This is a genomic window from Aeromonas hydrophila subsp. hydrophila ATCC 7966 (assembly GCF_000014805.1).
Lineage (GTDB): Bacteria > Pseudomonadota > Gammaproteobacteria > Enterobacterales > Aeromonadaceae > Aeromonas > Aeromonas hydrophila.
On record NC_008570.1, the window covers coordinates 2,236,261 to 2,254,461 of the forward strand.

Annotated in this window: 23 protein-coding genes; 16 read left to right on the forward strand and 7 right to left on the reverse strand. The window is 47.2% G+C overall.

The genetic code is table 11. The annotated features are described in order from the left end of the window. Positions 1-38 precede the first annotated feature (38 nt). From AHA_RS10280 to AHA_RS10290, 3 genes are all read right to left on the reverse strand, one after another. Positions 39-494 (reverse strand): hypothetical protein, encoded by a 456-nt coding sequence (locus AHA_RS10280; RefSeq protein ID WP_164927618.1) that lies wholly within the window; start codon positions 492-494, stop codon positions 39-41. A gap of 406 nt (positions 495-900) precedes the next feature. After that, positions 901-1,566 carry a hypothetical protein gene (locus tag AHA_RS10285; protein ID WP_011705897.1) on the reverse strand — a complete coding sequence of 222 codons (666 nt, stop codon included), beginning with the start codon at positions 1,564-1,566 and terminating at the stop codon, positions 901-903. A gap of 138 nt (positions 1,567-1,704) precedes the next feature. Further along, positions 1,705-2,100, reverse strand: coding sequence for a hypothetical protein (locus AHA_RS10290; RefSeq protein ID WP_011705898.1), 396 nt, complete (start codon positions 2,098-2,100; stop codon positions 1,705-1,707). A gap of 459 nt (positions 2,101-2,559) precedes the next feature. Here AHA_RS10290 and AHA_RS10295 point away from each other — a divergent pair, with 459 nt between their 5' ends. Both AHA_RS10295 and AHA_RS10300 read left to right on the forward strand, forming a co-directional pair. After that, positions 2,560-3,345, forward strand: a complete 786-nt coding sequence (locus tag AHA_RS10295; protein WP_011705899.1) for a HipA family kinase — start codon at positions 2,560-2,562, stop codon at positions 3,343-3,345. Further along, positions 3,342-4,178, forward strand: a complete 837-nt coding sequence (locus AHA_RS10300) for a DUF3037 domain-containing protein (protein WP_164927619.1) — start codon at positions 3,342-3,344, stop codon at positions 4,176-4,178. The genes AHA_RS10295 and AHA_RS10300 overlap by 4 nt, the downstream gene beginning before the upstream one ends. 99 nt (positions 4,179-4,277) lie before the next feature. Here the strand turns inward: AHA_RS10300 and AHA_RS10305 are convergent, their stop codons facing one another. After that, a complete protein-coding gene (locus AHA_RS10305) occupies positions 4,278-4,826 on the reverse strand; it encodes a hypothetical protein (RefSeq protein ID WP_139348851.1) in 549 nt (182 codons plus the stop codon). Between the two features lie 1,166 nt (positions 4,827-5,992). On the opposite strand from AHA_RS10305, the gene AHA_RS10310 reads away from it, so the two are divergent. The 8 genes from AHA_RS10310 (at position 5,993) to AHA_RS10345 (ending at position 11,901) form a co-directional block, all read left to right on the forward strand. Further along, positions 5,993-6,931, forward strand: coding sequence for a retron St85 family RNA-directed DNA polymerase (locus AHA_RS10310; RefSeq protein WP_164927620.1), 939 nt, complete (start codon positions 5,993-5,995; stop codon positions 6,929-6,931). After that, positions 6,921-8,591, forward strand: coding sequence for a retron Ec78 anti-phage system effector ATPase PtuA (ptuA, locus tag AHA_RS10315; protein WP_011705903.1), 1,671 nt, complete (start codon positions 6,921-6,923; stop codon positions 8,589-8,591). Before AHA_RS10310 ends, ptuA begins: the two co-directional genes overlap by 11 nt. Continuing rightward, positions 8,575-9,243, forward strand: coding sequence for a retron Ec78 anti-phage system effector HNH endonuclease PtuB (gene ptuB, locus AHA_RS10320; RefSeq protein ID WP_011705904.1), 669 nt, complete (start codon positions 8,575-8,577; stop codon positions 9,241-9,243). Before ptuA ends, ptuB begins: the two co-directional genes overlap by 17 nt. A 183-nt stretch (positions 9,244-9,426) precedes the next feature. Then, positions 9,427-10,023 carry a Rha family transcriptional regulator gene (locus AHA_RS10325; RefSeq protein ID WP_164927621.1) on the forward strand — a complete coding sequence of 199 codons (597 nt, stop codon included), beginning with the start codon at positions 9,427-9,429 and terminating at the stop codon, positions 10,021-10,023. A 6-nt stretch (positions 10,024-10,029) separates the two neighbouring features. Beyond that, positions 10,030-10,470, forward strand: a complete 441-nt coding sequence (locus tag AHA_RS10330) for a recombination protein NinB (RefSeq protein ID WP_011705906.1) — start codon at positions 10,030-10,032, stop codon at positions 10,468-10,470. Beyond that, positions 10,467-10,784: a Ref family recombination enhancement nuclease gene (locus AHA_RS10335; RefSeq protein WP_011705907.1), complete on the forward strand. Its 318-nt coding sequence runs from the start codon at positions 10,467-10,469 to the stop codon at positions 10,782-10,784. The genes AHA_RS10330 and AHA_RS10335 overlap by 4 nt, the downstream gene beginning before the upstream one ends. Beyond that, on the forward strand, positions 10,781-11,203 hold the full coding sequence (locus tag AHA_RS10340; protein WP_011705908.1) for a hypothetical protein: 423 nt from the start codon (positions 10,781-10,783) through the stop codon (positions 11,201-11,203). The genes AHA_RS10335 and AHA_RS10340 overlap by 4 nt, the downstream gene beginning before the upstream one ends. After that, positions 11,200-11,901: a TIGR02642 family protein gene (locus AHA_RS10345; RefSeq protein WP_011705909.1), complete on the forward strand. Its 702-nt coding sequence runs from the start codon at positions 11,200-11,202 to the stop codon at positions 11,899-11,901. The genes AHA_RS10340 and AHA_RS10345 overlap by 4 nt, the downstream gene beginning before the upstream one ends. A 46-nt stretch (positions 11,902-11,947) precedes the next feature. Here AHA_RS10345 and AHA_RS10350 read toward each other — a convergent pair whose 3' ends face one another. From AHA_RS10350 to umuD, 3 genes are all read right to left on the reverse strand, one after another. Continuing rightward, entirely contained in the window at positions 11,948-12,595 is a 648-nt protein-coding gene (locus tag AHA_RS10350; RefSeq protein WP_164927622.1) for a hypothetical protein, read from the reverse strand. Between the two features lie 141 nt (positions 12,596-12,736). Next, positions 12,737-14,011: a translesion error-prone DNA polymerase V subunit UmuC gene (gene umuC, locus AHA_RS10355; protein WP_011705911.1), complete on the reverse strand. Its 1,275-nt coding sequence runs from the start codon at positions 14,009-14,011 to the stop codon at positions 12,737-12,739. 3 nt (positions 14,012-14,014) lie between these two features. Beyond that, complete coding sequence (umuD, locus tag AHA_RS10360) at positions 14,015-14,437, reverse strand: translesion error-prone DNA polymerase V autoproteolytic subunit (protein WP_011705912.1); 423 nt, start codon at positions 14,435-14,437, stop codon at positions 14,015-14,017. A gap of 199 nt (positions 14,438-14,636) precedes the next feature. Here umuD and AHA_RS10365 point away from each other — a divergent pair, with 199 nt between their 5' ends. The 6 genes from AHA_RS10365 (at position 14,637) to AHA_RS10390 (ending at position 18,183) form a co-directional block, all read left to right on the forward strand. Continuing rightward, positions 14,637-15,689 (forward strand): tetratricopeptide repeat protein, encoded by a 1,053-nt coding sequence (locus tag AHA_RS10365; RefSeq protein ID WP_164927623.1) that lies wholly within the window; start codon positions 14,637-14,639, stop codon positions 15,687-15,689. An 82-nt stretch (positions 15,690-15,771) separates the two neighbouring features. Next, the gene (locus AHA_RS10370) at positions 15,772-16,182 is read left to right on the forward strand and encodes an H-NS family histone-like protein (protein WP_011705914.1); all 411 of its coding nucleotides are present in this window, start codon (positions 15,772-15,774) and stop codon (positions 16,180-16,182) included. 128 nt (positions 16,183-16,310) lie between these two features. Beyond that, the gene (locus tag AHA_RS10375; RefSeq protein WP_164927624.1) at positions 16,311-16,739 is read left to right on the forward strand and encodes a DUF6201 family protein; all 429 of its coding nucleotides are present in this window, start codon (positions 16,311-16,313) and stop codon (positions 16,737-16,739) included. A gap of 233 nt (positions 16,740-16,972) precedes the next feature. Beyond that, positions 16,973-17,371 (forward strand): hypothetical protein, encoded by a 399-nt coding sequence (locus AHA_RS10380; RefSeq protein WP_164927625.1) that lies wholly within the window; start codon positions 16,973-16,975, stop codon positions 17,369-17,371. 117 nt (positions 17,372-17,488) lie between these two features. Next, on the forward strand, positions 17,489-17,695 hold the full coding sequence (locus AHA_RS10385) for a hypothetical protein (protein WP_077392308.1): 207 nt from the start codon (positions 17,489-17,491) through the stop codon (positions 17,693-17,695). Next, the gene (locus tag AHA_RS10390) at positions 17,692-18,183 is read left to right on the forward strand and encodes a lysozyme (protein ID WP_011705917.1); all 492 of its coding nucleotides are present in this window, start codon (positions 17,692-17,694) and stop codon (positions 18,181-18,183) included. The genes AHA_RS10385 and AHA_RS10390 overlap by 4 nt, the downstream gene beginning before the upstream one ends. Positions 18,184-18,201 lie beyond the last annotated feature (18 nt).

Here is an 18,201-nt window from a genome sequence, read left to right on the forward strand (position 1 = left end):
CCATGATATATCCCATTATGACTTTATATGCGAAAAAATTAATTTTTATTGCACCTGGCGACTAATTTATTTAGTTCGTTCAATGTAGATGTTAAACCATCTCCCATCTCTATATAGGATTTATTGGGAATAGTCCTGTTATTTACAACTAAGGTTGTATACATTGTCAGCTTTGAAGCTTGAGCTGTAATTATAGAGGCATACATTTGCGTTTCGGTGAGTTCTTTTTGGGCGTCTGCTGCCTTAGCCAATTCAGAACGAGTAAGTTTTAACTCCTCCCTTTGAAGTTCTAATTCCTTGCCTTGTAATATTATCGCATATATTACACCGCAAAATGCAAGTCCTGAAAATAGAGTGTTTATTGCCCCGTACATGCCACCGAAAGAGTTTCTTTCTTCCCAGCCAGGCAATATATACATAATTGCTATGGATGATATGAATTGCAAGAAAATAATAACAAAAAACATAATCCATAATGTTTTAAATTTTTTCATTATCGAATCCAAACTTTAAGTTAGGCCTTGTGATTATTAGCGCTAATGATAGATCTTTTGAAGCATTAGATTTGTTATATTTATAGTAATGAATGCATCAATGTTTAATCGTGGGATTGATACAAACTTGCGTAATTAATTTTGATCAATCATTTCCTAATTTATTTTATATCTGGGGCTATAAGATGTAGATTAGAATAGTTCGTCGCGCATTGATAGAGAAGGAAGCACCGGTATTACAACCGGTGCATATAAAGTTTAGGTTGGTTTAACTGGTGGAGGTGGAGGTGGTGGTGTTGGCGCTGGTGGTGCTCGAGTAGGTTTTACAGTACTATTCACATTAGGCTTACTATCACCTTTTTGGACATCTCTTGTATATCCTTCATTTATCGGTCGAGATTTATTGCTAGTCATTTTTTTCTCCTAAAAAATCTGTTGGGATGGCTTCAATAACCAGTTTTCCTCTCTCCTTAGATATATATATTGTAGGAACATCATAACAGTGTGCGGAATCAGAATATCGATAAACAGAAACTTCAGACAATACAATCTCTTGTAGATCATTTTTATCAGAATGCGAAACGACTCTTCCCTGATAGGTCAACTCACTCTCTCTATCACGAACGTAGACCCAGTCAATCTCTTGGGAGTTTAGATAGTAAGCGTATAGATTTTCATCACCATATTTATTAGAAACACCAAACTTCCTAGCTATTTTATTGAAAGCCTTAAAATTGACCAGCCATGATGAGAATAATGCTATGGGTAGAGCAAGAATTACGGCGAAGAATATTTCCCATGCCTCAATTCCTCCACCACCATTCAGCGCACTTGTCCATATACTAATGTTTGACCATTCAACCATTGATATGGGCTTTATCAAGTAGTCAATGAAGTTGTTTATATAGATGATTAATTGTAGTAAGGCGTAAGATGCCATTCCCAGCGTCAGAGAGTATAAGCTAAACTTAAAAGAGTCCCATTTTGAGTGATTTGTTAATTTGTCACATATAATAGTAGCTATTATACCTGGTGTAAGTATCAGTACTAATGATACAACTAGTTGATTCAAGGGGTATCCTTCTAGCTTCTAGTGATATATTAGGAGGTAAAGTTAATTAGCTATGTCACTAGGTGCCGCCACCCAATTTAAAACCACAATCGTGAATTTTAACAATGTATTATGGGTGATGGCTTCCATCTTTATATATTACTCGAATCGTATTGTGTTATCTCTCCAGTCAAGCCCTTCACCTATTGCATCGAAGGTGCTTTTAAGTGCCAAGGCATGAGTCTCGCCTCTGCCATGGATGCCACAGTCCTGGCATTCACAGAGGTAGAATGTGTCGCTGATCTTGTAGATGCTCAGTTCATGAAGGCCGCATTGTGGACAGTCTTCAGTCAGGAGATACGCTGCCTCTTTCTTTTTAAGCCATGCGTTCATGATGACGGCATTGATTTCTGAGCGGGCTTTGTTGGTAGCTCCTCTCAACCTATCCTCATGATCACGAATCTCTTGCGCCAACTGGGGATTGAACTGTCCGTTGACCCAGTTTGCCGGGTTCTCTTCCGGGAAGTCTTCAAAATACTCTGACCATTCACCCATAGGGTTTCTCCTTGTCAGCAGTGGATAAACATGTCCGTGTCGTTCCAAAGTAGGGTAGTGGAAACTAATGAAAAATAGCTACCGCCCCTGGGTTACAGCCCCCAGATTGCTGCTTTTAACCGGTGATCAGATGAAAGTTCCTTGTCTTAGGTAAGCCTTGCATGGCGCTTGGGCACCGTGCAGGAAATCGTATCTCAAATGGTGCCGATTGTTGAGCGAAAAGTAGGGGGATTTGAGAGAGGATCGCAGATTTTGCAGAGGGGGAGTTGTAAGGAGGAGGGGGGGGGCTTGCCCCCTAGATGCTTGGAGGGCGTTGTGATTGGAAGCAAAAGACTAAAATTTAGGTATTCCAATGGGTTCCATTCGTTTCGGGGGCCACAGTATACTTGATCGGATTTTCGTCTGGATGGAGGTCTTCCCTTTCACAGGTGTCAGCACTTGGTATGGGGATAGTGCTATTTGCAAGATATTCAACCCAAGTTGCTCACAGTTGAGCCCGTGCCTTATCATGTCACACGCATCATTGAAGTCATGCGAGAGGGGAGCACTGGTGCTCGCTTGTGTGAATGTCATGATGGGCAACTGTATGTTGTCAAAACCCTTGATGAGGTCACCCCGAGGCAGCTGATAGCTGAATGGGTGTGCAGTCATTTAGCTCAAGCGTTTGGCCTGATGACCCCCGAATGTCGCCTGGTTGAGGGGATTCCTGAGTTAATGAAACTTCAGGGAGGTCATTCTTTCTGGGATGACGATACTGTCGGGTTTGCATCACGGTTCCATGGCAACACCATGGCCGTGAACATGGCGATGGCCAGAGCTACGCCTTCTCAGCTAAAGACGGATATCCTAGTGTTCGATGTCTGGATCAAGAATGGGGACCGGACGCTGTCCGACTTGGGTGGAAACGTAAACCTGCTCTTCGATACAGCCAGCGCTCCCCCATTTGTTGTTTTTGACCACAACTTGGCACTGCTGCCAGAGGAAGAGGACATCAAGATCCGTAGCAACCATGTCTTCTCTGGTGACAATGCCGGGATCTCACTCAATGACATCGCAACACAAGATGAGTATATTGAACGCATGGTTCAGGCCATGAGCCAGTTGCCCCAGGTCATCGCCGCAATTCCACCTCATTGGAGGGAGGAAGCGAACAACCAGCTGGGAGGCGGGGACATCATTGATGATGTCGTGATGCCTCTTCTGGGACGGTTTGAGAATCATTTTTGGAGGTGGATAGAGCTATGACACATCAAGTTGTCTACGCAGTCGTTCAGTTCCGCCCCTATCGTGAAACCGAAGAGTTTGCCAACGTGGGGGTGGTTCTATGTGCCCCTAAAGCGGGCTTTTTGGACTATCGCATTGAAACAACGCGTTTCTCTCGAGTTACCGGCTTCTTCAGTGAGCTTGATGTGAAGCTCCCGAGGATGGTGGCAAAGTTCGTGTCTGATGAGCTGCAACGGGTTCAAGAGACGAGCCTCTATCTGGGTAGCCCTGATAGCACACTTCGCCTTTTCCACGAGGCAACTAAAGCTAAAGAAGGGCTGATCTACTTCAGCCAGGCAAAGCCTGCCTTAGTGGATGGAGATTTAGCTGAGTATCTTGAAAAGCTCTACGAGCACTATGTTCACCATAGTTTTGCCAAGCAGCCCTCTGCAACCGAGAAATTGGAGACTGCAGTGAGGCAGTTGCTTGAGCAGAATGATCTCCGCAAATACTACAAGGCGGCTGATCTGGGCGATCCAATGGGACTCGTGAAGGCTAAGGTTCCCTTCATCCATCAGAAAGATGGTATGAATATGAGGGCCATACGACCCCTTAGCTTTGTATTTGGGAGGCCGACTCCCAACAAGATCGTTGATGAAGCGGAGCAATGGGCTAACAGGTTCAAGAGGCTGTTTGGGGCTGGTATCTTAGCTCCAGAAAAAGTAATCGTACCTGTTGAGTTTCCGGATGCCAGCGAGAACCAGGCGCTTCTTCCAGCGGTTAACGAAGCAATAAAGGTTTTCAGTAACCGCTCTGTAACGATAGTTCCTGCAGATGATGCTGGGCAGATATTAGCATTCGCCTCGAGAGTGTAACCTTAAGGTCTAACAGTCGTAAAAACGCCGGCTCAGTGCCGGCGCTTTCATATATGCTGTTTTAACTATCTCACTTGGCTTTTAATTATACTTATTCAATTAGATACTGAATGGTTGATTTTTCGTATATTCTAAACATCCATCTTCATATGAGAATGAGGCAGCTACATCTTTATAGCTTTTTGGAGATCTTGGATGTGCTGCCGAGCATTCGATTTTACATCTTACTATAAATTTGTCTTTGTCGGTTTTATATTGATTTAAAAATGATATAGAGTTCTTTGTTATATTGTTAACTTCATCTGGATATAAACTGATGGTTGTTTGTGGGGGAATTAAATCATAGTTATTTTGTATCTGCTCTTTCTCAACGTGATAGACTCCATCACCAGCCCATATCCGAATGCTCGTTGTTAACTTGCAATCTAAAGCGGCGTTTTTAGCACTAGCATTGGTAATAGATATCTTTATCCTGTTCCCATCGGGTTCTATGGCAAGTTTAAGAATTGGAAGGTATTCATACACTTCCAACCGCTGTTGAAGCGAGTTCGCTGTATCGACAGACTTTTTCGCATCTTTGCGTGCGAGCCATGCAACGATAACAGCGAATAAAGCTATTGCCGTGGTTACTAAATACTTCCAATCCATAGTTTCCAAACCTAATGCTGAAGTTGATTCTTAGCTATATTTATTGCTGGTCTATCATCTATTTTAATGCAAGAATAGCAGCGTAGAGAGTGAAGAATCCAAGAGTTGTGGTCCACACCCACTGCCAGTGCTTTAGATAAAAGCTAACAATATTCCTGGCTATTTTTGCAGTCCAGTGATATTCCGTGTAAATCATTGGCATGATATAGAATGAACCATCATTATCATTATCATTATCATTGTCATTATCAAATTCATGTATCTTGACCTCTCCATTGTACCAATTTTTTATATGTTTAATCATATCGATCTCTAATGCGTATTAAAAACAAATAAATCTGTCATTTATTGATTCCTGAGTGTGGAGGTTAAGCACTATAGGAAAAATCAACAGCCCTTAAGTAAACCCTACAAAAAACTAATTTTTATACATAGCTCCTTGTCTGACTTATGGGGTGAGTGTTTGGTAATATGATACCTCAAATGGTTCCTAGTGTTGAGTCAGTTGAAAGCTGGATAACGAGGGGAACACAGATTTGTAGGGTTGCCGTAGGGGGAGGGTAGAGCGGGAGAAAGGCGCCCGCTCAGGATGGGATGCGTCGGGCAGAAGCGATGGGCTCAGCCTTGTAAATCTCGTCACGGTGGTACTCGAGGAATTCGGCCTGCTTGGGGTTGAACGGGCCGACATTCTTGGGAAGCTCAACGCCCCACTGTTGCATAGCCTGCTCGATACTGGGTTCGGCACACAGTAGGTCACCGGCGTCAGTTAAGGAGAATCAGCTACGGTCGAACAGCTTGTCGATGGGAGATGCAAGTAGTTATGAGTGAAAAACTAGGGTGAGATTGCTAAATCCCAGCACATCTATCGCAGTTTTATGGCCTATATGTCTTGGTAACTTACTGATTCATATGCCTAGTTCAAATGTGAGATGAGGTTGTTAAGGTAGAGGGATTAGGGTATTCTTAAAGGGCTCTTTAGCTTGAGACGTTTTCGTCAAGTCGGGTGATTAGCCAGACTCAAATTTATTGGGCGGTTTAAGGTTGCGAAAGGTCCGCGCCCTAAACTCGTACCTCCTTTAGGGCGCGAACCTTTCGCCTCCTGTAGTAAAGAGTCGAAAGCCTAAGACTAGTTCCTAGTTCTTGGGCTTTTTGTTTTGAGGGTTGATATGGGTGTTATTTCTACATTGGCGCAAGTTTTGGACAAAAAGGCGATCTATATTGAACGTTTTTTAGTTTATGCACCACGAAAATATAGAGTATATAAAATCCCTAAGCGTAAGCATGGTTCTCGCGTTATTGCACAGCCAACAGCTGAGTTGAAAAAACTGCAGCGAGCATTCATCAATAGATCTAAAATCCCAGTGCATGAATGTGCAATGGCTTATAAGGATGGTGTTAGCATTAAGGATAACGCTCAACTGCATAGTACTAACACTTTTTTCCTGAGCATGGATTTTGAAAATTTCTTTAACTCTATAACGCCAGATTTACTATGGGGCGTATTTAATAAGTTTGGGAAAGTTATATCACCCAATGAAAAACTCTGGCTTTCTAAGCTACTGTTTTGGTGTCCAAGCAAGAAAAACAGTAATAAATTAATACTTAGTGTTGGTGCCCCAAGTTCACCTAAAGTATCAAACTTCTGTATGTATTTTTTCGATGAGTATATATCTACCTATTGTCAGGATAGAAATATAACATATTCGCGCTATGCTGATGACTTGAGTTTTTCAACTAATGAAAAGGATATCTTGTTTCAAATCCCTGGTGTGGTTAAGGAAACATTGCTAAAACTTTTTGGTAGAGATATTACTATCAATAATAGCAAGACTGTGTTTTCATCAAAGGCCCATAATCGGCATGTAACTGGAATAACAATAACAAACGAAGGTGAACTTTCGTTAGGAAGGGAGAAGAAGAGATACATCAAGCACTTGATATTCCGATTTAAGAATGGATTGCTCGATGTGTCTGATGTTAGCTATTTAAGAGGCATATTATCATTTGCATTCTATATAGAACCTGCTTTTAAAACATCTATGGTGAAGAAATATACAAAAGCGACCATAGATTCAATTTTTAATGGGGTAGACGATGGTAAATAAACCTGGATGGTTGAGAGCTATAGAAAACTCTGCTCATAGAGGTGATGTTAGCTCTATGTTTCAGTTGTACTTGAATTATTTTTATGGCACAAGTGAAATAGATAAAGATCTTAGCGTCGCTGATGATTATTTTAATCAATGCTTTTTATTTTTAGAGTCAACCAAGGACACCGAATATTATGTTCCTGAAAATAGGTTTGTTCTATCTGAGATAAATCTGGTTAACTTTAGACGATTTGATAGTATTAAGGTTCGGTTAGAGAGCAATGTTACTGTTTTTATCGGTGGGAATGGGATTGGTAAAACGACAATAATAGATGCAATATCTAAAGTATTGAGCTGGATTGTTTCAGGGATTGAGAAAGAGGGGAAAAATGGATCACCAATAAAATATCAAGAGATTAACAATAACGAACAATGTTATTTCTCTGATGTGAATGCGCTATTTGAATTTGGTATTAAGACCAAAGTGAATGGTACAATATCAAGGTCCAAACTAGGGACTGCTGAAAAGCGCGATAGTAATGTTGTCGAATTAAAATCCATTGCAAATGTCTGGAGAGTTATTAACTCTATTAATCCTATAAATCTGCCAATTTTTCTATGTTACTCTATTGCTCGATCTCACCCTGCAAAGAGAAGTAATCGACCGATAGTGAAAGAGCCTAGTCTATTAAGAAAGTCTCGTTTCGATGCATATTCAGGTGCTTTGGACGGTGCTGGAAAAATCGATGATTTCATAGAGTGGTTTATTGAGCTTCATAAAAAAACGTCAAATAATGGGTTTTTCGATATCGATTTATTAGAGGCTCAGGTTAGGAAGTTAAAAATTCTCTCGAGCATGGATGCTGATTTTATTGAAATGTACGATCAAAAAATAATAGATTTGTCACTTGCTAAAAATAATATGCAGGATGGTGAGTTCGAAAACAATCTAAAGCAGATGAGAACGGTTGTTGATGCTGTAGTCAAGGTTGTTCCCAGCATAGAAAATATTTGGGTGGAAACTAGTTCTGGGTCTGATGAAGTAAAGGTAAGGAATGACGGAGGGATAGTTAATTTTTCCCAGTTATCAGATGGTCAGAGGGTGCTTCTTTCATTAGTCGCCGATTTAGCTCGCAGATTAGTTATGTTGAACCCAAATATCTCTAATCCTCTTGAAGGGCAGGGGATAGTTTTAATTGATGAGATTGAGTTGCACCTTCATCCCGCTTGGCAGCAGGGTATTGTCCTTGCGCTTAAGGATGCATTCCCTAACATTCAGTTTATTTTGACCACGCACAGTCCTCAGATATTGTCTACTATAGATAAGAAATGTATTCGTCAATTTTATATTGATGAACATGGCGCTCTTCAAACAAAGTCTCCGGACTTCCAGACCAAAGGGGTTACTAGTGCGGATATCCTGGCCAGAATTATGAATACAAATTCTGTTCCAGATATCCCGGAGGCCCGTTTAGTTGAAGACTTTTCGAGGTTTTTATCGAATAAAAATAAGAATGATGCGCTGCTGGTATTTCAAAAAATATCTGCTCATTTTGGTGATGAACACCCCGTGACCTATGACTGCATTAATCAAATTAAAATTTTTGAGATGAAAGAGAAAATACAGTCTCGAATTGGAGTTAAGGGGGGGGGGAAAGATGAAGAAACTCGATAGAGCTCTCGCAACAATTCCAGCCTGTTTATCAAAGTTTCACTATCCGAAGCATGGTTGGGATAATGTGAAGTCTAGGGATAAAAAGTTAATTTGGAATCAAATTGATTTAATTCAAGATCGGTTCTGTGTTTATTGTGAACTGCCTGCAGTTCAAGGTGATGACACAACAGGGCATATAGAACATTTTTATAATAAAGGTAATATGAACTATAAATGCCTTACTTTTGACTGGAACAATTTATTCGGTTGTTGTCCTTCTACACATCACTGTGGGCATTTCAAAGATCAACTTATTAATGGAGTCCCACGAGCCTATGATGCTAACCTATTAGTTAAACCAGATGTTGATGACCCAAATGAGTATCTTCAGTTTTTATCTACAGGCAATGTTGAGCCTAAAGATGGTTTGGATGCAAACAAACTTAATAGATCTCGTGTAACCATTGATATCTTAAATTTAGATTGTGCCTTGCTAATTGCGTCCAGAAGCAGTGTGATAAAAAACTTCCAAGATAGAGTCCTAGCTCTCGACGAACTTAAGAGTAATAGCTCTTTAGATGAAGATGAGTACATTGAGCTTTATCTTGAAATTCAGAGTGATGTGTCTTCCAGTATTCATCGGACAGCTGTTGCTCAGGTTATCTTCAATTGACATTGTTTTTTGTCAAATCCTAATGGGGCAGTTTAGTTCTACGCATTGACTGCCTCATTCCTCCACAGCATATATTGTCGACTCACTTTGATATTGGTGCGTGACAGAAATTCTCAACAGTGGGTACCATTGCCAATGCCGGACTTAGACCACCCGGCTTTGAGTAACCAAAGGACCCAGACCATGACCAAAGCACATACCCGAGATCTATCTGCGGCACGCCCTCGCGGCTGCGGCAGTATCCAACGCATCAAGCCTATCGTCCCTCAGTACACTCCCGAGCAGGTTGAGCTTTTCAAAAAGCTGGTGAGTGCCCAGGGAGGGCAGGTGTTCACGACTTCTCGTCAAATTGCTGAGTTGTTTGAGAAGGAGCATCGCAATGTACTGCGAGCTATCCGCTTGTTGGATTGCGACGAAGAATTTACTGCGCTCAATTATGAGCTGACTGATTTCATTGATAAAAATGCCGATTCCAGACCCGAGTACCTGATCTCGAAAGACGGCATGGTGTTTTTGGTCATGGGATTTACTGGCAAAAAGGCTTCTCAGTTCAAACTGCTCTACATCCGAGCGTTCAACTGGATGATGGATCAACTCCACGAGAATCGAGATCTGCAGCATCTCCTGCACGACTTTGCTAGGAGGGAGGCTCTGTGTCTCCAAAGGTTCTTTCCATGGACAAGGGTTGGCCCAGCGACGCATAGAGAAACGAGCGCTTGGTCTAGAACAAGCCCAGCTCAAGGCGCGAGCACAGCTTTCCCTTGTACTGACAGGGACTGATGCGGCATGAGCTCCTATCCCAAATATATCCTCCGCAGCCCTGAAATCCGGTCCCGTGCTTGCCAGATGGTCGCTGGCCTGCCGGTTGACCAAGACAAGCCACTGGTCATCGAAGTCAAAGAGATGACCCGTTCCCTGGCCCAGAATTCAATGCTCTGGGCATGCCTCACTGACATCGCCGAGCAGGTGAACTGGCACGGACGCAAGCTAGCCAAGGAGGACTGGAAGCATGTGCTCAGCGCCGCACTGTACCAGCAGGACGTTGTGCCGAACATCGACGGTACCGGCTTTGTGGTGCTGGGCAAGTCCACCTCCAAGATGACCGTGCGCGAGATGCGCGACCTCATCGAACTAGCCCATGCCTTTGGCGCTGAGCAGGGTGTGAAGTTCGGGGATGAATCCCGCCGAGGCTTCGACTGGGTAGCCGCCTACGGGAGGGCTGCATGAGCAAGACCAAGGCTGATAAGCAGTGGTTGGACGATGTGAGCTCTCTTGGCTGCGTCGCTTGCCGCAATGCAGGCCTGGGGCCGAGCCTCGCGGAAATTCACCATGTGCGGTCTGGGTCTGGCATGGCCCAGCGCGCCGAGCACACCAGAGTGCTTCCGCTGTGCCCGCGGCATCACCGCGCTTGCTACCCCACCGGTTTCCACGCCGCCCCCAGGAGCTGGCAGGTTGAGCACGGCAGCGAGGAGGCCCTGCTCGATCAAGTTGCCCGGGAAGTGGCCGAGCTGCGCAAGAACACCATCGGGAGGGCTGCATGATCCACCTCACCACCCTCGATGCGGCCCGGCTGCTGGGTAACAGCCCGAAGGTCAGGGGGGCCGCCAACCAGGTGCGCAAGGCCCAACAAGTCACCACGCTGCACGACAAGGTGCTGGCTCAGCTGGTCGGCTTCCCTGACCCCGCAACCGAGCTGGTATTCCACCCCAAGCGCCGCTGGCGCCTCAACTTCGCCTGGCCGGCCAACATGATTGCGCTCGAAGTCCACGGCGGGATCCACTCCGGCGGCCGGCACACCCGGGGGAGGGGGTTCGTAGAGGACCGGGCCAAGATGAACGAGGCCGCCCTGCTGGGGTGGACTGTCATCGAAGCCACACCCGATCACATCAAATCCGGCCAGTTGCGCTCCTGGCTGCTCGCCGCCTTCCACCAGGACCCAGACCAGAGGACCAAACCATGACCAACTCTATCGAAATGGCACTGCGCCTATTTTCGCCGAAAGGCGCACTACATGAACCCGCCGCCTGCAGGCAATTCAATGCTCTGGGTCGCGACGAGTTCATCGGCGCCCTGCAGGTTGCAGCAAAGAACAACCCCCTGGGACTCCAGTTCCTGATGGCTGATCACCTAAGTGATATGGAGGCGATTCAGGGGCTCCTGGCCCACTTTTGCACCACTCTTGACTGCAGTGATGCCGGCGGCATGGCCATGGCTATTCTACTGCGCCGCCCTTTGCCTGAGCAGTTGGAGCGCCTGGTGCTGTCACATCCGCACTATGACAAGGTACGCCGCCGGGCGGCCGTGGTGATGGAGAAGGCCAAGCGGGCTCACCGGGCTGGCAATGACAATGAGTACCAGCGCCTGCTGGCCGAGCGGAACGAGATCTTGCAGTTGGGACGCGACCACTGTGTCGCCGAGATGATGCAGTCAGGGCGCTGTCCTCACTGCAGGGGAACCGGATTGCGGCCACGCCGCGGGGACGAGTGCCCGAAGTGCCATGGTACCGGGCGAGTGGTGCCTAATGTTGAGCTGGTTTCTCGCCGGTTCGGCGTGCAGATGCGGCAATCAGTTGAGCGTGCAGTGGATGAGGTTATCCACCAGGCGTCAGATCTGGCCAGGGTCATGGACCGGCAGGTGAGGGAGATGAGTTCGGTCTGAATGACCGGGCAGATATAGATTTCGGGGGCTTGGAACCCCCGAACCATTATGCTGTTTTAGGCGCAGGAATCCCTTCAGCGTTGCTGAATTCAGCAGTACCTCGTTCGATATCTTCACGTGCCAGTCTGACGAAATGCTGGGATTGGCTTCTTATTCTGATGTAGTCATTAACCTTGGTTTTCAGCTGGTCGAGATCTTGGCTTTCATCGATCGCTCGCAATACTGAACCGAAAGCACATGACAGTGACGACAGGTCATTTTCAAGCTTGTTGAATCGCTCATACAGCATTTTGCCTTGAGATTGCCCAAATGCATCAACCCATTGTCGTTGTTGATATTCACGTAGTTCAATCTCGCGAGTCGCAAACTCAATGGCTGTACTCCTTCTTGTTTCAGTGACTGAGTCATACCCCTGCAATCTGCGAGCGTTCAGCCGTTCTGTATATTCCTTCAGCTCTTCGGCTTTTCCTGGTTGTTGAACATACTCTTCAAGTCCATTTAACGCCCAATCTGGTACTCGGCGATAGCTCACTTTTTTTGGTGAAATAAGCCAAGCCTGGATACTGCGAACGGTGACCTTCTGTCCAGTCATCTCCGCAATGGCATCGACAACGAAATCATTGTCACCCCCGAAGTATGCGTGGATGAGTGTAGAAAGTCGTTGCTGCCTCATGAGTTCTTCATTTGGGTTCATATTTCCATGCCTCTGTAAAATCGTCCATGTCATCAATATGGCTTTGCACGTTGTGCACGCACAATGTGCGCAATGGCATCTTAAGTTCAGAAGATAGGTTTATGCAAGTAGCTTTTGGCGCTTTGACTGCCCGGCCATGAGTTATGTTTTAACTGCGAGGAGTTCGCGGACGCTTGTTGTATAGCGGGGGCTAAGGTGTTCCCGCTTAATCATCCACTCTCTGTTATCTTTTCCTCGACTCCCGAAGAAGACTTTCCCCAAGCCTTCCTGATTGATCTTGTCGATCACCTGCATCAGTGCCCCGCAGCGAGGCTCTTGCTGCTCCATTGCAAACAGGTCACCTTGCTGGATTCCTGAGGGAGTGAAGTCGGCCAGCATGACGCCGCCCTTCTGATAACGCTGCTCATCGCGCCAGATGCGGGGGAGTAGTTGGGGGATCAGGGCCAGCAGTGCCCGAGTGTCATTGGTCGGCATGGCCAGCTTGGTGCTCACCTGGTTGCCGTAGTAGGGGGCCTTGTCGCTGAACGGGCTGGTGCGGATGAATAGGGTCACATGCCGGCAGCACATCCCTTCTCCCCGGAGCTTCTCGGCCGCCCGCTCCATGTAGCCTGCCAGCGCCTGGTGCATGGGGCCGATCTGGGTGATGCGCTCGCCGAAGCTCCGGCTGCAGATGATCTGTTGTTTGGCCTGGACCTCTTGCTCCAGCTCGGCGCAGGGGATCCCCCGCAGCTCCTGCACAGTGCGTTCGACCACCACGCCATACCGGCGCTGAAGTGCCTTTGGGTCAGCGGCTACCAGATCGGCCACCATCTTGATCCCCTGGGCTTCCAGCCTGGCGGTTAGCCGCCGGCCAATACCCCAGATCTCCTCGATCGGGGTGATGGCCATCAGCCTGGCGCGCCGCCCTTCATCCCGTAGATCCACCACGCCCCCGGTTGCCGGCCACTTCTTGGCGGCGTAGTTCGCCAGCTTGGCCAGGGTCTTTGTCGGGGCAATACCCACCCCGACGGTGAGACCGGTCCACTGCTGCACACGTGCTCGCACTTGGCGGCCATATTCCAGCAGGTCGCCAGCCCAGCTTTCACTCAGTTCAATGAAGGCCTCATCAATGCTGTAGACCTCCGCAGCCGGGGCCATCCCCTCCAATACGGTCATTACTCGGTTAGACATGTCGCCATAGAGGGCATAGTTGCTGGAGAACCAGACTCCACCCATTGCCTCAAAGAACTGGCGGATCTGGAAGTAGGGCACTCCCATCTTGATGCCGAGAGCCTTGGCTTCGGGGCTACGAGACACAACGCATCCATCATTATTCGAAAGCACCACGATGGGCCGCCCCTTCAAATCAGGTCGGAATAGACGCTCGCAGGAGGCGTAGAAGTTGTTCACATCTACAAGGGCAATGGCTGTAGGCATCGTTCAGCCTTGCTTGGTCTTGTGGATCACGAAGGTGACGACTCCGAATATCTCCAGCTCCTGACCCTCTTGCAGATAGATGGGCTGGAAATCTGGGTTGGAGGGGAGTAGGGCAGGGATTGGTGTTTCCTGCAGTTTCTTGACAGTGAATTCGCCGTCCAGGCAGGCCAGCACCACGGCGCCATGACTCGCCTTTACGGCTCGATCAATCACTAACAGGTCCCCATCATGGATCCCCTCTCCAACCATGCTGTACCCGCAGGCTCGCACGTAGAAAGTCGCGGCCGGGTGTTGAATACAAACTTGGTTCAGGTCGATGGTCTGTTCGACATAGTCCTGGGCTGGGGAGGGGAACCCGCATGCAGCAGGAGAAAGGTACAAGGGGATTTCCAGGGCCGGGGCGTCAAGGTCGGGAACTGCGTACATGTTTGGAGCTCTATTGTGCTGTATATAAACACAGTATAGCTGTGCCCATGATGAAGATCACCGTGGAGCGATTGGCTCCAGGTCTTGGTTTAGATGGTCATGCTGATGACACAACCTGTCACTTAATGACCAATAGAGCATTTAATAGACGCAATGGTGTGGCACAATTGAGGCTTTATTTGAATATGTGGGCATAGGGATGAATAAGAAGCTGGTGGTTTGCTTAGGTGCATTTCTGGCGTCGTGGCTGAGTGTAGGCCATGCCGATGAGAGTTTGGGAAAAGCTAAGACACTGATTGAGAAGGGGCAAGAACAAAATGATATCGCTCTATTACGAGAGGCTGTTGCCTTACTCGAACCAGCAGTGAAACGAGGGGACTCCAGAGCACAGTTTGAGCTTGGTAGGTTGTATGCCGATGGACGTTATGCTACCCGTAACGGGCCGGAAGCACTCTCGTTGATTACCGCAGCAGCTGAACACGGTAATGCTGATGCTCAGCTTTATCTTGGGCAAACCTATTCAGGTATTTCTCAAGGGATCATTGAGGTGGACCGTAACAGCGAAGTCGGATTGAAGTGGTATGAAAAGTCAGCCGCTCAAGGTAACCCGCATGCTCAGTATGTATTGGGAGTCACATACTCGAGTAGTTACGAATCCGTTCATAATGATGAGGTCGCACTAAAGTGGTACCTTCGTTCGGCTGAGCAAGGGTATGTGTATTCTCAAGAGGCTTTAGGCAAAGTCTATTTATTTGGTCGTCTTGGGCAGAAGGCAGACAGAAGCAAAGCAGAACATTATTTGAAATTGGCTACTGCCCAGGGCTCGCAAGACGCCGAAGGAAAACTGAAAGTAATGCGTTGTTTGGATGGAGCTGATCCAACAGGTGATATCAAAGCCTTGGTGCCACTATGTGAGAATGAGGATGCAGATCGAGGGATTGAATTGTGGATTGGCATGAATTGCCCTGCAACTGAGCTTGATAGTGCTGTCTCCGTCGATGCCTGTTTTAACAAGAAGCCAAAAGAGGACCCGGAGGCTAATTTTATTCGCGCGTTTACTTATGCGTTTGGCTATGGTCGCCCTGTTAATTTGGCTGAAGCATATGTTTATTTTTCTATGGCTGCATTACCATCTGGAGGTGAACGTGATTTAGCCGTATCATATAGGCAAGCTATCGAAACAGCTTTATCTCCAGCAGGTCTGACTGAGGCCAAGAAACGATTTGAAGAATTAACCAATGATAAAGGATGATTCAAAATCACTTTTTCTTAGCACAAAAGCAGACCACTGAGCCGATAGACCTCATCAATAAGTAAGCTTATAAGGTAGAAAAATGAGCGAATTTATCAAAGTGATCCTGAACCAACGTAGTCTGCGTGCGGCGTTACGTGAACTGACTTTTGAGCAGCTGACCGAGGCCAAAGAGAAGCTGGATGTGGTTTTTAAGGAACGTGAAGATGTCGAACTGAAGCTCATGCAAGAGCAGGAAGAGCGCCAGGCTAAATTGGCCGAATTCCAAGCAATGCTGGAGCAAGCAGGTATTGACCCAAACGAGCTACTGGGTGCAGGTGAGGGTAAAAGCGCCAAGGGGACTGCTGCTAAGCGGACTCGCGCTCCACGCCCTGCCAAGTACAAATACACCGAAGATGGTGTAGAGAAAACCTGGACTGGTCAGGGTCGCATGCCAAAGGCGATTGCTCACGCGGTAGAGAACGGTACCGCTCTTGAAAGCTTCCTGATCTAAGCCGCTAGGAAGTTGAAAAGCCAAGGAGTGCTCCTTGGCTTTTTTCGGGGTAATTGAGCTGATATTAGAGATGTTATTTCCGGATGAACTTTGGTTACACTGTTGCTTCATCAATGAGCAGATTGTTTATGAAGAAGTTGGCTATGCTTTTGGCGGTGATGTTCGTGGCATATTGGTTGCTGCTAGCCCATGTATCATGGGACATCTTTGACAAGACTCCATCTGTCAGTGTGGTGTCAAAAGATGGCAAGTACACAGTGTTCTTAAAAGCAGTATATCCATTAAATCCAATTGGCATATATTGTCAGCTCACTACCGAGTCGCCAATATTTTTTGAATTGTATGATGCCAAGGGCGCTTATGTAGGCCAATCATCCCCCTTTGTATGCTATGGGGAATGGCGAGATGTTCCATATCGATTCCCTGGGGAAGAATTTACCTCCGATGTTGATAGCTTCGTTATTTTTGATGACGAATATAATGGTGAGTTGAACATAAGCACCAAGCACAAAAAGTGGTGGAGCATGATCCTGTCTCCATTTCATTCAAGGGGATGAGTTGCTAGTGGGCTCGGTGTATGAAAACTAAAATAAAGGATTTTTTGAGGGGGCTGTTGTGGCGTAGCCAGACGTCACATCCTCCTCAGATACGGGACGTATTTAGAGGCTCTGGGTTCACCATAGCTCTAGACCAATCATACAGTCGATACCCCAAACCATTGCCAGCAGATCCGGAGACTGAAGCTTACATCATTCGGTTTCTGGTATCAGAGGATGACAGAGACACCCTGATGCAATTGCTTGCTGGTTTAAGCTATGAGGTCCTTCCTGAGTTACCGACTCAGGTAGTGAGGTGCTCTGCGGATGAGACCGGTCGAAAGTTGATGTTGTTTCTACATACTTCTTTCTCTGGAACGGTTGTTTCGATTGCAAGTGATGACCTAGATGTACTGGAGCTACTGCAAACAACAAAGCTATATCCGCCTCTTCCTGGTGACTCCTTCCCCTGGATACATCCTGAAGTAATGGGGGCTCTACAAGGGGACATCGAATACTGGTGGGATCAATTTTGGTTACCATTTTGGGGCTCGTTGAGCCAAGACGAGCAATCTGCCTTGGACCTGGAACCTGAGTGGCGAGAGTTCATTGTTAACCACCAACCGACGTTGGTTACAGAATCTTCTGGTTGAATACTCATCAACTCAGCGTTAGCATCTCCCAATGATGGCCAGAGTCCCCCGGGACCCTGGCCTTTTCTATTTCTGGCCCGCCTCGTGCGGGCTTTGTCGTTTCTGGAGGAACGATAAATGGGAAAAGAAGAGGGGATAGCGACCGCCGCAACCGCCGCGGTAAAAAGTGCTCCACCGGTTGTCGTGTCAGGAATGACGTTGGCCGGCTACTCGCTCAACGATTGGGTGCTAGCCGCTACCTTGCTGTGGATAGCGGTTCAGATGGGCTGGTTTATATGGTCGAACATCATCAAGCCCCGGCGCCAGCGGGGAGGCGCAAAATGAACAAGGTCCGCATTGCAATCGCGGCCCTCACGCTAAGTGCTGCGGGCTTTGTGGGGATCCTGAATCGGGAGGGGTTTGAGCCGACGGCTTACCCCGACCCGGTACACGGTGCCAGGCTTCCCACAATCGGCTTTGGGAGCACCGAAGGGGTCAAGATGGGTGACACCATCACGCCCGTCGCCGCGGTGAACAGAAGCCTTCGGGAGGTGCGGATATTCGAGGATGCCCTCAAGGCCTGCATCAAGGTGCCTCTCCACCAGTATGAGTTCGATGCCTATGTCGAGCTCTCCCACAACATCGGCCCTGGGGCCTTTTGCCGTTCCACCATCGTGAAGCGCCTGAACGCCGGCGATTACCCCGGGGCCTGCGAGGCGATCCTGCTGTTCAAGCGGGCTGGCAATCAAGACTGTTCGGCGCCGGGGAACCGGGTGTGCCCCGGGCTTTGGAAAGATCGACTGCGCCTCAATGCGAAGTGCAAGGGGGAGTGATGGTTACGATACCCAAAA

Bases quoted from the DNA above. Each gene is read 5' to 3' on its own strand.
- AHA_RS10370 (WP_011705914.1), top strand. From the start codon at position 15,772: ATGAGCGAATTTATCAAAGTGATCCTGAACCAACGTAGTCTGCGTGCG.
- AHA_RS10335 (WP_011705907.1), top strand. From the start codon at position 10,467: ATGAGCAAGACCAAGGCTGATAAGCAGTGGTTGGACGATGTGAGCTCT.
- AHA_RS10340 (WP_011705908.1), top strand. From the start codon at position 10,781: ATGATCCACCTCACCACCCTCGATGCGGCCCGGCTGCTGGGTAACAGC.
- umuC (WP_011705911.1), bottom strand. From the start codon at position 14,011: ATGCCTACAGCCATTGCCCTTGTAGATGTGAACAACTTCTACGCCTCC.
- umuD (WP_011705912.1), bottom strand. From the start codon at position 14,437: ATGTACGCAGTTCCCGACCTTGACGCCCCGGCCCTGGAAATCCCCTTG.
- AHA_RS10375 (WP_164927624.1), top strand. From the start codon at position 16,311: ATGAAGAAGTTGGCTATGCTTTTGGCGGTGATGTTCGTGGCATATTGG.
- AHA_RS10305 (WP_139348851.1), bottom strand. From the start codon at position 4,826: ATGGATTGGAAGTATTTAGTAACCACGGCAATAGCTTTATTCGCTGTT.
- AHA_RS10310 (WP_164927620.1), top strand. From the start codon at position 5,993: ATGGGTGTTATTTCTACATTGGCGCAAGTTTTGGACAAAAAGGCGATC.
- AHA_RS10300 (WP_164927619.1), top strand. From the start codon at position 3,342: ATGACACATCAAGTTGTCTACGCAGTCGTTCAGTTCCGCCCCTATCGT.
- ptuA (WP_011705903.1), top strand. From the start codon at position 6,921: ATGGTAAATAAACCTGGATGGTTGAGAGCTATAGAAAACTCTGCTCAT.
- AHA_RS10385 (WP_077392308.1), top strand. From the start codon at position 17,489: ATGGGAAAAGAAGAGGGGATAGCGACCGCCGCAACCGCCGCGGTAAAA.
- AHA_RS10280 (WP_164927618.1), bottom strand. From the start codon at position 494: ATGAAAAAATTTAAAACATTATGGATTATGTTTTTTGTTATTATTTTC.
- AHA_RS10380 (WP_164927625.1), top strand. From the start codon at position 16,973: ATGCAATTGCTTGCTGGTTTAAGCTATGAGGTCCTTCCTGAGTTACCG.
- AHA_RS10330 (WP_011705906.1), top strand. From the start codon at position 10,030: ATGAGCTCCTATCCCAAATATATCCTCCGCAGCCCTGAAATCCGGTCC.
- AHA_RS10325 (WP_164927621.1), top strand. From the start codon at position 9,427: ATGACCAAAGCACATACCCGAGATCTATCTGCGGCACGCCCTCGCGGC.
- AHA_RS10345 (WP_011705909.1), top strand. From the start codon at position 11,200: ATGACCAACTCTATCGAAATGGCACTGCGCCTATTTTCGCCGAAAGGC.
- ptuB (WP_011705904.1), top strand. From the start codon at position 8,575: ATGAAGAAACTCGATAGAGCTCTCGCAACAATTCCAGCCTGTTTATCA.
- AHA_RS10290 (WP_011705898.1), bottom strand. From the start codon at position 2,100: ATGGGTGAATGGTCAGAGTATTTTGAAGACTTCCCGGAAGAGAACCCG.
- AHA_RS10390 (WP_011705917.1), top strand. From the start codon at position 17,692: ATGAACAAGGTCCGCATTGCAATCGCGGCCCTCACGCTAAGTGCTGCG.
- AHA_RS10350 (WP_164927622.1), bottom strand. From the start codon at position 12,595: ATGAACCCAAATGAAGAACTCATGAGGCAGCAACGACTTTCTACACTC.
- AHA_RS10365 (WP_164927623.1), top strand. From the start codon at position 14,637: ATGAATAAGAAGCTGGTGGTTTGCTTAGGTGCATTTCTGGCGTCGTGG.